This is a genomic window from Labrys monachus, assembly GCF_030814655.1.
Taxonomy (GTDB): domain Bacteria; phylum Pseudomonadota; class Alphaproteobacteria; order Rhizobiales; family Labraceae; genus Labrys; species Labrys monacha.
Genome location: NZ_JAUSVK010000001.1, coordinates 5,006,215 through 5,018,781 on the forward strand (window position 1 = coordinate 5,006,215; position 12,567 = coordinate 5,018,781).

Genomic DNA, 12,567 nt, shown 5'->3' on the forward strand with positions numbered 1-12,567 from the left:
TCGCCTCAACGCCCGGACGCCGTCAGCCGCGACCGGAACGAGACGGATATCCACAGCGCCGCCCCGACGGCGATGAAGTTCCAGAACGGGTTCACGCCGGTCAGGTCCAGGATGTTGCTGAGCATGGTGAGGATGATGACGCCGAGCACGACGCCCGACAGCTTGCCGGTGCCGCCGAACAGGTCCGTGCCGCCGAGCACGCAGGCGGCGATCGTCTGCAGTTCATAGCCGGCGCCATAGGTCGGCAGGGCGACGGTGGAGCGTGCGGTGAAGATCAGCCCGCCGATCGCCGCGCAGAGGGCCGACAGCGTGTAGACGAGCACCAGGATCGCCGTCGTGTCGATGCCGGAGACGCGTGCCGCGTCGATATTGCCGCCGGTGGCATAGATATGGCGGCCGGTCGGAAGCTTCGCCAGGATGAGGAAGGCGATGAGGATCACCCCGGCCCAGATCGTCTGCGGCCAGAGGCCCGTGCCGATGTCGAGGAACCAGGACGGCGCCAGGTTCACCGGCTTGCCGCTGGTGATGGTCAGCGCCACGCCGCGCGCGATGGCGAGCACGCCGAAGGTGACGATGAAGGGTGGCATGCGGCCGAGCGCGACCACGATGCCGGTGGCGGCGCCGATCGCGCCGCACACGGCGAGGCTGCCGGCGATGCCGGCGATCGGCCCGACCGAGACGCCGAGCGCGCCGACGATGGCGGACAGCGCCAGCATCGAGCCGACGCCGAGGTCGATGCCGCCGGTGAGGATCACCAGGAACTGGCCGATCGCCATCACGCCGACGATGGAGGACTGCTGCAGGATGTCGTTGAAATTGCCGATGGTAAGGAACAGCGGCGTCACCCATGTGCCGACCGCGACGAGGGCGAGGAGGAGGAGCCAGGTGCTGTATTCGATCGCCGCGGCCCGAAGGCCGAAACGCCGGCCCGTGCCGGCCGTGGCGACGGAGATCGGTCTCATGGCGTCGCTCCCGCCGGTTCGGCACGATGCGCGCTCTGGGCCGCATAGGCCATTATCTGCTCCTGCGTCGCCCCTTTCGCGTCGAGCTCGGCGGCGATGCGGCCCTGCGACATCACCAGGATGCGGTCGCTCAGGGTGAGGATCTCCGGCAGTTCGGAGGAAATCAGCAGGATCGCCATGCCCTCGCGCACCAGCCCGTCGATCAGCCGGTAGATCTCCACCTTGGCACCGACGTCGACGCCGCGGGTCGGCTCGTCGAGGATGAGGACCTTGCAGTCGGTGGCGAGGCATTTGGCCAGCACCACCTTCTGCTGGTTGCCGCCGCTGAGGCCGGAGACGAGGGCGTCGAGCCGCGGCGCCTTGATCGCCATGGTCCTGGCGAGGGCGTCGATCTTCTCGCGCAGCCGGCGGAAGCGGATGAAGCCGAACCGCGTCATGCGGGGCAGGACGCTGAGCGAGGCGTTGGCGCGGATGGTGAGCACCGATACCAGGCCCTCGGCCTTGCGGTCCTCCGGCACGAGGCTGATGCCGAGGGCGACCGCCCGGTTGGGATTGCGGATCCTCCGCGGCTGCCCGTCGAGATGGATGGCGCCGCTGTCGAAGCGGTCGAGCCCGACGATGGCGCGGGCGAGTTCCGTGCGCCCGGCGCCGACCAGGCCGGCGACGCCCAGCACCTCTCCCCGATGCAGCGAAAAGGAGATGTCCTTCAGGACCTTGCCCCGGGACAGCGCGGTGACGCGAAGCCTCTCCGCCCCCACGGCGCGCCCGCCCATCGGCTTGTTGAGGTCGTTGAGGGAGCGACCGACCATCATGCGGATCAATTCGTCCTTGGAGGTGTCGGCAACCGCCCTGGTGGCGACGAAATGGCCGTCGCGCAGCACCGTCACGCGGTCGCCGAGCGCGAAGACCTCCTCGAGATGGTGCGAGATGTAGACGATGCCGATGCCGCCGGCGCGCAGGCGCCTGACGACGTCGAACAGGATCTCGAGATCCTTGCCGCTGAGCACGGTGGAGGGCTCGTCCATGATCAGGACCTTGCCGTTCAGCGACAGCGCGCGCGCCGTCGCAGTCAGCTGCTGCAGCGGGATCGGCAGATCGCCGACCTTCGCGGTCTCCGGGAAGGACACGCCGAGCATGGCGATCAGCTCGGCCGACAGACGCTCCATCCTCCTGGCATCGACCATGCCTGCCGCGGTGCGCGGCTCGTGGCCGAGGAAGATGTTCTCCGCCACCGTCAGCTGCGGCACGAGGTTGAGGTCCTGGTAGATCACGCTGATGCCGAGATCCCGCCTCTGGCGGACCTGGGTGTGCCCGACCTCCCGGCCCTCGATCAGGATCTGGCCGGAATCATGCGCCGTCGCCCCGGCGAGGATCTTGATCAGGGTCGACTTGCCGGCGCCGTTCTCGCCCATGAGGCAATGCACCTCGCCATGCTGCAGGTCGAACGACACGTCCTGCAGGGCGATGGTGCCCGGATAGCGCTTGGTCAGGTTCCTGGCTTCCAGCAAGGCCGCCACTTCGTCTCTCCTTCCTGAAACACATGACGGGTGCCGAGGTCCTGGGAGCGCGGGCGTGCCGCCCATATGCGCTAACTTTGCCGACAATAGCGCGATTTTCCTTCTCCTATGCGGGACTTCGCATTCCCTGCGGAAATGCTGGGGGTGGCGCGAAGCGCCGGATGAGGGTCTGGACTTGTGCAATTCCAGCGCGACTATTGAGCTATCTGCGTTGACGTTTAGACCCTCATCCCCCTGCCGGGACCTTCTCCCGAACCGGGAGAAGGCGAGTATTTCTGTTATGTTAGCGCATATGGGCGTGCCGCCTCTATGCGCCAACTTAGACCCGCGATCGGAGGTCGATCACCGATCGGCCTCTTCCTTTCCGGCTGGCTCCGCGTTTCCAAGAGCGGCGATCTGGTGATCGCCCCTCCATCGTCGCGCCTTGCCTGGCAGAGTGAGCCCTTATGGCGGGGCACCCGCGCTGCCGAGATACGGCCGCCATGGCCAGGACCCGGAGAGTGCGGGACTCTCCGGACGCCTATGCCAAGGAATGCTCAGCGCGGCGCGAAGGCCATCTTCTGGTCCTGCATCTCCTTCAGGAGCGCCTGGGCTTCCTGCTTGCCCTGGTCGGTGACGCTGGAGATGCAGACGAAGGGCTTGGGCGGGGAGGCCGGAACCGCCTTGCCGTCGAGGATGTCCTTCACATAGGGCATCAGGATCGGCCCGAAATAAGGGGTGTTGGTGCAGTCGGCGGCGAAGTTCCCGTTCGCGACCTCCTTCACCGCTTCGAGCTGGCCGTCCTTGCTGATGATGGCGCCGAGCAATTCGTCGCGCCCCGCCGCCTGGATGGCTTTCAGCGCGCCGATGGCCATTTCGTCGTTCTGGGCGAAGACGAGGTCGATCTGGCCCTGGGGATAGGCGGTCAGGAAGTTCTCCATGATCGACAGGCCGGGGCCGCGCTCGTTGTGGCCGTCCTGCGTGGCGACGACCTTGATGTCGGGATATTTCGAGATGACCGACTTCAAGCCGGCATCCATGCCGATCTGCGGCGTCGAGCCGACGGTGCCGACGATCTCGACGATGTTGCCGGCGGGCGAACCCTTCTTCTTCTTCAGCGTCTCGACCGCGGCCTCGCCCAGCTTCACGCCGACGGCGTTCCAGTCGACCTCGATCAGCATCTTGTACTGGCCCTTGCCGGGCGGCACGCCGAGGCCGCGATCGGCGACGATGAGGGGAACGCCGGCCTCGTCGGCCATGGCGGCGATCGGGGTGGCGGCCTGCTGCTCGGCGGGTTCGAGGATCAGGATCTTCGGCTTCAGCTTGAGCAGGTTCTGCACCTGCGCGACCTGCTTGGACTGGTCGCCATCGGCCTGGACCCACTGGATCCTGAGGCCGGCCTTCTTCGCCTCGGCGAGGATGCTGTCATTGTTGGCAGTACGCCAGCTGTTGTAGAGCCCCTCCTGCGAGAAGGCGACCAGCGGCGCATCCTCGGCCGACGCGGGTGCAATTTGTGCAAAGAATGCAAGCGCGGCCGCAGCGGCGCCCAGCGCGATCAAGCGCTCCATCGGAATTCCCTCCATTCGTTATGGCGGGGGGCCTGACCGGCTCTCCCCGAACGCGACGCGGGACTTTGGATCCCGTCTCGTGCCAGCGCCGCCCGGAAACGAATTTCCCGGCGACGATTGCCGCGACCTGCATTTTTGCATTCGTCGCTGCAACATGCAGCAACGTTGCAGAAGTCCCTGCGAACGTCAATGGTAATTGAGGGCTCCGGCGGGACGCAGAATTCCGCCCGGGCGGTTCACGTCCTGCCCGCTTGCCGCCATGCGGCGATCAGGCGCTCGCGTTCCGCCCGCGAGCCGGCGAGGCGCGTCCTCGTCGCCTCCAGCACCGCGGGCGGCGCCTCGGCGGGCGTGCCCGCGCGGAACGGCGGCGCCGGCGCATATTCCAGCGCGAGCTGGATGCCTTCGGCTTCGGCCCGCCCCAGCAGTTCGGCGACCACCGTCAACCCGAAATCGATGCCGGCGGTGACGCCGCCCGCGGTGATCAGCGTGCCGTCCTGCACGACGCGGCCCTCCACCGGAATGGCGCCGAAATCCGCCAGGAAGTCGTGGGCATTCCAATGTGTCGTCGCGCGCCTGCCCTGCAGCAGCCCCGCCGCCCCGAGCACGAGGGCGCCGGTGCAGACGGAGGTGACGTAGCGAGCCCTGCCGGCCTGGAGGCGGATGAAGTCCAGCACCGTCTCGTCGCCGAGCAGCGCGTTGACGCCGCTGCCGCCGGGAATGCAGAGCACGTCGAGCGGCGGGCATTCGTGCAGGGTCATGGTCGGCTGCAGCGACAGGCCGGTCGAGGATCGGAGCGGCGTCCTGTCCTTCCAGAGCAGGTGGACTTCCGCCCCCCGCGCCGATGCGAAGACTTCATAGGGACCGGTGAGGTCGAGCTGCTGAACGTCGGGAAAGACGAGAATGCCGAAACGATGGGCCATGGCCGGTCTCCGTGATTGACAGGACGGACCTTACCCGACAAGAGTCTGGCGCAATCGCCAATCACCCCTCGTTTCATGCCAAAATCCCATCCGCCGAAGCCGCTCCGCCGCATCGAGATCGTCGCCTTCCCCGACGTGCAGATCCTCGACGTCGCCGGTCCGCTCCAGGTCTTCACCACGGCGAACGAATTGTCGGCCGCCGCGGGCGATGCGCATCCCTACGCACCCTCGGTGGTGGCGCGCGCCGGACGGGTGCGGAGCACGGCCGGCCTCGCGCTCGACGCCGCGCCGCTGCCTGCGGGCGACGCACCGGATACGCTGCTCGTCGCCGGCGGATGGGGCGTCGATGCGGCCTGCGAAGATCGCGATCTCGTCGCTTGGATCCGCGCGCGGGCGGGCGGCGCGCGGCGGACGGCCTCCGTGTGCAGCGGCGCCTATCTCCTGGCGACGGCCGGCCTCCTCGACGGCCGTCGCGCCGTGACGCATTGGCAGCGCTGCCCCGACTTCTCGCAGCGCTTCCCTTCGGTCCGCCTCGAGCCCGATCCGATCTTCATCCGCGACGGCGACATCTGGACCTCGGCGGGCGTCACCGCCGGCATCGACCTCTCGCTGGCGCTGGTCGAAGCCGATCTCGGACGGGACCTCGCCCTCGCCATCGCCCGCCAGCTCGTCGTCTTCCTGAAACGGCCGGGCGGCCAGGCCCAGTTCAGCGCGACGCTCGCCCTGCAGGCCGGCGACGCGCGCTTCGATCGCCTCCATGCCTGGATCGTCGAAAACCTCCGGGGCGACCTGTCGCTGCCGGCCCTCGCCGGACAGGTCCATATGAGCCCGCGCAGCTTCTCGCGGCACTATCGCCGGGCCACCGGCCGGACTCCGGCCCGGGCGGTCGAGGACCTTCGCGTCGAAGCGGCGCGCCGGCTGCTCGAACAGGGCGTCTCGGTCGGCCGCACCTGCGTCCGCTGCGGCTTCGGTTCGGAGGAAACCATGCGGCGCAGCTTCCAGCGCCTCGTCGGCATCCATCCGCAGGCCTATCGCGAGCGCTTCTGACGGAGGCGGAGGCTCCCCGTCCGCAGGAGACCGTGATCGGGAATGCGCCGCGAGGGGGACGCGGCGGGTCGGGGACCCGCCCACCGTGGTGTGCCGGTCCCCCGACCGGCGCTCTCCGGCCGAGGGCCGGCGAGACCGCGATGCCGGCGGGGAGAGGCGGCGCAGAAAAAGGTCGCCGGTGCATGAACCTTCCGGGCACCGCGGGGTTAGTTGGGCGATTCGCCAGGAAATCGAGACAGAAGCTGCCATGGCCGCCGACAACAAGCACGAACTTGCCGACTTCGTCGTCCGCAGGACATTCGAACCGGTCCTGAAGGCCCGCATGGGGGACAGGTCCGACGCGGACCGCCGCACGCTGGCGCAGGTCCAGGAGATCGCGCGATCGGAGATCGAGCGCTATCGCGGCTATGACTCCGACGAAAAGGTCGTCGCCAATTTCAGGCGCGACCTGCAGTCGCCGGCGACGAAGAAGGTGCACGCCGCGCTCCGACACCTGCATCTGCCGACCCTCGATGACATCAGCGAGGAGTTCGAACGCAAGGCACGCCGGCTGGGCGTGGACGCCGCCTCCTGAGCGCGGGTGGACCGCCCATAGGCGCTAACTTTGCCGACAATAGCGCGATTTTCCTTCTCCCATGCGGGACTTCGCATTTCCTGCGGAAATGCTGGGGGTGGCGCGAAGCGCCGGATGAGGGTCTGGACTTCTGCAATTCCAGCGCGACTATTGAGCCATCTGCGTTGACGTTTAGACCCTCATCCCCCTGCCGGGACCCCAAGCATTTCCAAAGGAAATGCGAAGTCCCGGCTCGGGAGAAGGCGGGTCTTGCCCTTACGTTAGCACCTATGGGCGGACCGCCCATGAGCGCCGACTCTGCGGGAGGTGGCGCGACATTCGGGCCTCCTTGCGGGCTTGCAGGGTCGCCCCCTTCTATTCCTTCCCCACAAGGGAGAGGGAGGCGGCCAACGTTGCGCTGCAGGACCCAATGTCGGCGCTCACGGGTGGACCGGCGCGGAACTACTTGACTAAATCAACCATATCGTTGACGCTGTCATTCTTTCCGACAGTGCCCGACGAGATGCTTCATGGATACCGTTCCCAGCCCGCCCCATGGCCAGGTCGATCTCGATAGCCAGGTCGATGCGGTCCGCGCCTTCAGCCGGTTCTATACCCGGCAGATCGGCCTGCTCGACGAAGGCCTGCTGGCGAGCCCGTTTTCGCTGACCGAGGCCCGCGTGCTGTACGAGCTCGCCCATCGCGACGGACCGACGGCCGCCGAGCTCGGACGGGATCTCGGCCTCGATGCCGGCTATCTCAGCCGGCTGCTCCGGAAATTCGAGGAGCGCGGGCTGATCGCGCGGACGGCCTCGCCGGCCGATGCGCGGCAGTCGGAGATCGCACTGACCGCAGCGGGGGGCGAGGCCTTCGCGCCCCTGAACGAGGCTTCGCACCGGCAGGCATCGGCGCTGCTCCGCAGGCTGGCGCCCGCCGCGCGCGACAGGCTGGTGAAGGCGATGGCCGTGGTGCAGGATCTCCTCGGCGAAGGCTCCAGGCCGGCGGTTCCCTATCTCCTGCGCCCGCTGCAGGTCGGCGACATCGGCTGGATCACGCATCGCCAGGGCCTCCTCTATGCGCAGGAATATGGCTGGGACGAGAGTTTCGAGGCTCTCGTCGCCGAAATCCTCGGCGCCTTCGTCAAGTCGTTCGACCCGGCCCGCGAACGGTCCTGGATCGCCGAGCGCGAGGGCGAGGTCGTCGGCTCCGTCTTCGTCGTGCGCCAATCCGACGCGGTGGCGAAGCTGCGCCTCCTCTATGTCGAACCCTCCGCCCGCGGGCTCGGCATCGGCAAGCGGCTGGTCGAGGAATGCATCCGCTTCGCCCGCGCGAAGGGCTACGGCACGCTGACGCTGTGGACGAACGACGTCCTCGCCTCGGCCCGGCATATCTACCAGTCGGCCGGCTTCACCCTGGCGGACGAGGAGCGCCACCACGCCTTCGGCAAGGATCTGGTGGGCCAGAACTGGAACCTCGCGCTGTGACGGGCGGGCGGCGCGGGCATCAGGGGCCGCGCCGGCCCTTCAGCCATACCGACTCCAGCTGCAGGCCGGCGTCGAGGACGACGAAGCTGGCGAGCGCGCCGGGGACGAGGCGCCCGAGATGGTCGAGGCCCAGATAGTCGGCCTGACGGGTGGCGCACAGATCGGAGGCCTGGACGATGGACAGGCCGAGCGAGACGAGATTGCGGAACGCGTCGAGCATGGTGATGGCGCTGCCCGCCAGGGTCTCACGGCCCGCGAGCCTGATGACGAGGCCGGCCTTGACGATGGCGTGATCGCCGAACCGATAGGTGCCGTCCGGGCAGCCGGCGGCCGTGGTGGCATCGGTGATGGCGTAGAGGCGCGGGATCGCCCGGTAGGCGGCGAGGAGCAGCGCCGGATGGACATGGGTCAGATCGCAGATCAGCTCGGCATAGCGCCCCTCCGCCAGGGCATAGGCGGCGACGCCGGGCTTGCGGTGGTCGAGGCCCGACATGCCGTTGAACAGATGCGTGAACCCCGACAGGCCGCGGGCAAAGCCGAGCGCCGTCTCCTCCGCCGTCGCCAGGCTGTGGCCGGCCTGCACGCGGCACCCCCTGCCCGCCAGGGCCTCGATCACCGCGATGCCGCCGGGAATCTCCGGCGCAACCGTCGCCACCACCAGGCGGCACAGGCCGGCCCAGCGGAGCGCCAGGGCCGGATCGCCGGCGAGCGTCATGTCGCGCTGGGCGCCGAGCTTGCCCGGATTGATGAAGGGGCCTTCGAGATGGGCGCCGAGGATGGTCGGCTCCTCGGCCTCGGGCGACAGACGCACCCTCTCGATGTCGGCCAGCGCGCGCTCGATCACCTCGACCGGCGAGGTCGACGTGGTCGGCGCCATGGCGACGGTGCCGCTCCTGGCGTGGAAGCGGATGAACCGGCGTATGCCCTCCTCGCCGCCCGCATAATCGGCGCCGTCGCCGCCATGCACATGCAGATCGACGAAGCCGGGCAGGATGTAGGGCAGGCCGGGATCGTCCGGCCGGCGGACGGGCGTCCCCTCGATGCGCTCGATGCGTCCCTCGCTCGCGACGACATGGCCTCTCACCCAGCCGGAGGGGGTCAGGACATGGCCGGTGGGCGAGGTCTGCGGCGATTGAGACATGGCTTCCATCCCTTCCTTGCGAGCCTTGGACCTTCCTGCGGAGGACGGGAGCCGGGCCTTCGCCTTCTCTCTCTCCGCGGTCCGCCGCAGATGAGCACAGGCCTGCGCCCGCCGCCATGGGCCGAACCTTGCGATAACGGACAGCCGATGGCTTTTGTCCGCCCGGCAAGGTAGTATGGTAGCTTCTCCGCGACCGGACCTCGCCGGCTGTGCCTCGCGCGAATGCCTCAGGCGTCGACGGGAGATCCTGCGCGATGTTCTATCCGCTGTTCAGCTTCGCGTCCTTCCCTTATCCATCGACATGCAACCGGAAGTCCCCTCGTGAAGACACACATCGCCTTCTGCACCGCGATCATGGGCTGCGCGGCGCTGTCCGCCCCGGCCCTGGCGGCGTGCGACCATGCCGATGCCCTGCTCGCGAAAGCCTATCCGAGTTCCGCGGCCGGTTCCGCCGGATGGAAGATCGAGGGGGATTATGCCCGGCTCATCAGCCCGGAGGCGGTCGCCTGCAAGGCCTGGCCGGCCGAGCCGGGCCTGACCCTGGTCGCCGTACCGCTCGTCGAAGCCGACCCGGCCCAACCCGATGACGTCCGCGGCGACGTCGAGATCATCGTCGCCGACAGCGCGACCGGCAAGCCTCTCGCCCGGCGGCTGGAGAAGGGCATGGCCGATTCCGACGCCTACCGCTTCGGCGACCTCAGCCTCGACACCGCGCGCTACGACATCGGCGACGGCGTGCGCGCGTTCGGCGTCCGCACGGAGCAGGAGGCCAGTTCCCGCGTCGATCCGACCGGCGAGCAGGCGCTCTGGCTCTATACCTTCAAGAAGGGGCATATCGAGAGGATCCTCGACGGCCTCGTCGTCTCGCGCCGGCACGGCGAGAACAACGGCGATTGCCAGGGCACGTCGAGCAGGATCGAACGCACCGTCTCGCTCGGGGATGCGGGCCCCGGGGGCTATCGCGACCTGCTGGTCGACCAGACCGAGACGGACGAAGTCACGACGAAAGTCGGCGACGACTGCAAGGCGATCGACAGTGCCGGCGCCGGCAAGCATTTCGTGCTGCATTTCGGCGCCGGCCGCTACGCGCCGCCGCCGGGCCTGGAGGCGGATCCGAACGATCCCGGCCACGACCTGTTTTCGCTGATCATGATGCCGCCGGCCGACGCACCGGCGGCCGGCTCTTCGACCATTGCCGTCAAGCCTTCCTTCGATTGCGCCAAGGCGGTGTCGGATGTCGAGAAGGCGATCTGCGGCGACAGCGCGCTCGCCGAGGCGGATAGCGCGGTGGCGCAGTCCTATCGCAAGCTTCGCCTCCAATTGGACGCGGCGGCGGCTTCCGAACTCGCCGCCGACCAGAAACGCTTCCTCGAAACGCGCGACGACGCCTTTGGGTTCGGCAATGGCGATCCTGCCGAGTCCCTGCTCGGCCTGCTGACGTCGCGGATCAAGTTCCTCGATCGGGTCCGCGTCGCCCCGCCCGCGACCCTCCTGGGCCATTGGGGCAATCTCACCGGGGATATCACCGTCGAGAGCAGCAAGGACGGCACCCTGGACGTCGCCATCGACGCCGCCGATCCGGTCTGCGCCCGCTGGGTCTGCAGCACCGGCGGCACCGGCAAGCCTGCAGGGGACGTGCTCGATATCGACATCGTCGACGACGGCTCGAGGCTGACGCTCAGCCGGACGGGACAGACCCTGAAGATCGAGGCCGCCGGGCCACAGAACCGGCGCGGCTGGACCCCCGGCTATTGCGGCTACAACGGCTCGGTCGAGGGCACCTATTTCCCGCTGGCGGCGCCGTCCAGATAGGCCGGACGGATCATCCCGGCACCTTCTCGAACGGAATCATCCGCGCGAGCCAGCAGCCGATGGTGGCGCCGGCGATGCGGCCGGCCTCGTCGCGACGGAAATGCACGGTCCAGTCGCCGGGCGCCGGGGCATCCATGGAGCGCTGGCAGGCCAGCAGCCACAGGTCCGGACCGGCCGGCCGCATGGCGTGGAGCGCGCCCTTGCCGAGGAAGCCGTCGAAGGCGCCGAAATAAGCCCCTCCCGCCGCGTAGCAGGTGAAGTCGGCATCGAGCTCGGTGCAGCGGTAGACGCCGTCGATATCCGTCGCGGCGGCCCCGTCGACCCGCGCCAGGCGCGTACGCAGATTGTCGCCCGGACGCTCCATCGCCAGGCCGTCGCCGTCGCGCCGCAATATCATCGCCGCCGACCGCGCCACGCCGTCCTCGTCCCAGTCGAGCACGTCCGGACCGGCGAACCGCGCCGTGACGCGTCCGGGCTGCGCCTCGACCCCGAGCAGGAGGCCGGTGCCGACATCGTGATACCAGCCGTTCCAGGCCGGATCGAAGAAGGTTCGGGCCGGCGACGCCTGCGCCTCGCCGCGCGCGGCCGAAAGGACGTGCATCGCCGCGGCGCGGGCGTCGGCCGAATGATTGAACAGCACGACGACCGACAGCCGCTCGGAGGCGACATGGAGGCGGTGGCTGCGCCAGCCGCGCAGGGCACCGCCATGGCCGGTGACCTCGACGCCGTCATGCCGGGACCGGACGAGGCCGAAGCCGTATTGCGCCGGCCTGCCGTCGGCGAAGCTGACGGGCCGGGAAATGCGGCGGTAGAGCCCGTCGGCGTCGTCGCGCGTCGCGTCGATGAAGGCCTCCCAGGCGATCATGTCGTCGAGGCAGGCGCTGATGCCGGCATCGCCCGACCAGTGGATGCGGTTCACCGCCGGCACGAAGCCGAACGCCGTGCTGCCTTCATAGCCGACGGCGTCGCCCGGCATCTCGCCTGTCTCGGGACAGAAGCTCGCCGTCTCCATGCCGGCCGGTCCGAAGAGGCGCGAGGCGATCAGTTCGCCGATCGAGCGGCCGGCATGGTCCTCGACCGCTCCGGCGAGGATGCGGAAATTGCCGTTGGAATAGGAATACTGGCTCCCCGGCGCGAAATGCAGCGAGCGCGTCCGGCCGATCAGGCTGCGGGCGTCGGCGGGCCGGAAATCGCCGTCCGGCGCCGCGCCGCACAGCACCGTCAGCGCGTAATAGTCCCGCAGCCCGGACTGGTTGTTGCAAAGGTCCGCCGTGCGCGGCACCCCCCCTTTGAGCGCGGGCAGCCAGCTGGCGACGGCCTCGTCGAGCACCGCCGGATCGCCCGCCTGGTCGAGCAGCACGGCGCAGGTGAATTCCTTGGTGATCGAGCAGATCGGCATCAGCGTCGACGGCGAGAAGGGCACGCGCTTCTCGAGATCGGCGAAGCCCCAGGCATGGCGCACCAGCACGGCGCCGTCCCGCACCACCGCAACCGCTCCGCCCGGCCCCGGATGGAGCGCAGGCAGGTCCTTGATCGCCTTGTCGAGGGCTGAGGCAGCTTTGTCCGTCATCATCGTCTCGCTGT

10 protein-coding genes are annotated in these 12,567 nt (G+C 68.7%); 4 read left to right on the plus strand and 6 right to left on the minus strand.

Going from position 1 to position 12,567, the window contains the following annotated elements:
* Positions 1-5: 5 nt before the first annotated feature.
* The 4 genes from J3R73_RS22915 to J3R73_RS22930 all read right to left on the minus strand — a co-directional run bounded on the left by J3R73_RS22915 (position 6) and on the right by J3R73_RS22930 (position 4,946).
* Positions 6-962 carry an ABC transporter permease gene (locus J3R73_RS22915; RefSeq protein WP_307432541.1) on the minus strand — a complete coding sequence of 319 codons (957 nt, stop codon included), beginning with the start codon at positions 960-962 and terminating at the stop codon, positions 6-8.
* Positions 959-2,479, minus strand: coding sequence for a sugar ABC transporter ATP-binding protein (locus J3R73_RS22920; protein ID WP_307432543.1), 1,521 nt, complete (start codon positions 2,477-2,479; stop codon positions 959-961). Before J3R73_RS22920 ends, J3R73_RS22915 begins: the two co-directional genes overlap by 4 nt.
* 536 nt (positions 2,480-3,015) lie before the next feature.
* Entirely contained in the window at positions 3,016-4,026 is a 1,011-nt protein-coding gene (locus J3R73_RS22925) for a substrate-binding domain-containing protein (RefSeq protein ID WP_307432546.1), read from the minus strand.
* 236 nt (positions 4,027-4,262) lie between these two features.
* On the minus strand, positions 4,263-4,946 hold the full coding sequence (locus J3R73_RS22930; protein WP_307432548.1) for a DJ-1/PfpI family protein: 684 nt from the start codon (positions 4,944-4,946) through the stop codon (positions 4,263-4,265).
* Positions 4,947-5,021: 75 nt separating this feature from the next.
* Between J3R73_RS22930 and J3R73_RS22935 the strand changes: the two genes are divergently transcribed.
* From J3R73_RS22935 to J3R73_RS22945, 3 genes are all read left to right on the plus strand, one after another.
* The gene (locus J3R73_RS22935; RefSeq protein WP_307432551.1) at positions 5,022-5,993 is read left to right on the plus strand and encodes a GlxA family transcriptional regulator; all 972 of its coding nucleotides are present in this window, start codon (positions 5,022-5,024) and stop codon (positions 5,991-5,993) included.
* A gap of 247 nt (positions 5,994-6,240) precedes the next feature.
* Positions 6,241-6,567: a hypothetical protein gene (locus J3R73_RS22940; RefSeq protein ID WP_307432556.1), complete on the plus strand. Its 327-nt coding sequence runs from the start codon at positions 6,241-6,243 to the stop codon at positions 6,565-6,567.
* Between the two features lie 509 nt (positions 6,568-7,076).
* Positions 7,077-8,030: a bifunctional helix-turn-helix transcriptional regulator/GNAT family N-acetyltransferase gene (locus tag J3R73_RS22945; RefSeq protein WP_307432559.1), complete on the plus strand. Its 954-nt coding sequence runs from the start codon at positions 7,077-7,079 to the stop codon at positions 8,028-8,030.
* A 19-nt stretch (positions 8,031-8,049) separates the two neighbouring features.
* Here the strand turns inward: J3R73_RS22945 and J3R73_RS22950 are convergent, their stop codons facing one another.
* The gene (locus J3R73_RS22950; RefSeq protein ID WP_307432562.1) at positions 8,050-9,171 is read right to left on the minus strand and encodes an N-acetylglucosamine-6-phosphate deacetylase; all 1,122 of its coding nucleotides are present in this window, start codon (positions 9,169-9,171) and stop codon (positions 8,050-8,052) included.
* A 321-nt stretch (positions 9,172-9,492) separates the two neighbouring features.
* Here J3R73_RS22950 and J3R73_RS22955 point away from each other — a divergent pair, with 321 nt between their 5' ends.
* Positions 9,493-10,983, plus strand: a complete 1,491-nt coding sequence (locus J3R73_RS22955; RefSeq protein ID WP_307432565.1) for a lysozyme inhibitor LprI family protein — start codon at positions 9,493-9,495, stop codon at positions 10,981-10,983.
* 10 nt (positions 10,984-10,993) lie between these two features.
* On the opposite strand, the gene J3R73_RS22960 is transcribed toward J3R73_RS22955, so the two are convergent.
* Complete coding sequence (locus J3R73_RS22960; protein WP_307432568.1) at positions 10,994-12,553, minus strand: D-aminopeptidase; 1,560 nt, start codon at positions 12,551-12,553, stop codon at positions 10,994-10,996.
* Between the last annotated feature and the right edge of the window lie 14 nt (positions 12,554-12,567).

Bases quoted from the DNA above. Each gene is read 5' to 3' on its own strand.
- J3R73_RS22915 (WP_307432541.1), bottom strand. From the start codon at position 962: ATGAGACCGATCTCCGTCGCCACGGCCGGCACGGGCCGGCGTTTCGGC.
- J3R73_RS22925 (WP_307432546.1), bottom strand. From the start codon at position 4,026: ATGGAGCGCTTGATCGCGCTGGGCGCCGCTGCGGCCGCGCTTGCATTC.
- J3R73_RS22930 (WP_307432548.1), bottom strand. From the start codon at position 4,946: ATGGCCCATCGTTTCGGCATTCTCGTCTTTCCCGACGTTCAGCAGCTC.
- J3R73_RS22935 (WP_307432551.1), top strand. From the start codon at position 5,022: ATGCCAAAATCCCATCCGCCGAAGCCGCTCCGCCGCATCGAGATCGTC.
- J3R73_RS22940 (WP_307432556.1), top strand. From the start codon at position 6,241: ATGGCCGCCGACAACAAGCACGAACTTGCCGACTTCGTCGTCCGCAGG.
- J3R73_RS22945 (WP_307432559.1), top strand. From the start codon at position 7,077: ATGGATACCGTTCCCAGCCCGCCCCATGGCCAGGTCGATCTCGATAGC.
- J3R73_RS22950 (WP_307432562.1), bottom strand. From the start codon at position 9,171: ATGTCTCAATCGCCGCAGACCTCGCCCACCGGCCATGTCCTGACCCCC.
- J3R73_RS22960 (WP_307432568.1), bottom strand. From the start codon at position 12,553: ATGACGGACAAAGCTGCCTCAGCCCTCGACAAGGCGATCAAGGACCTG.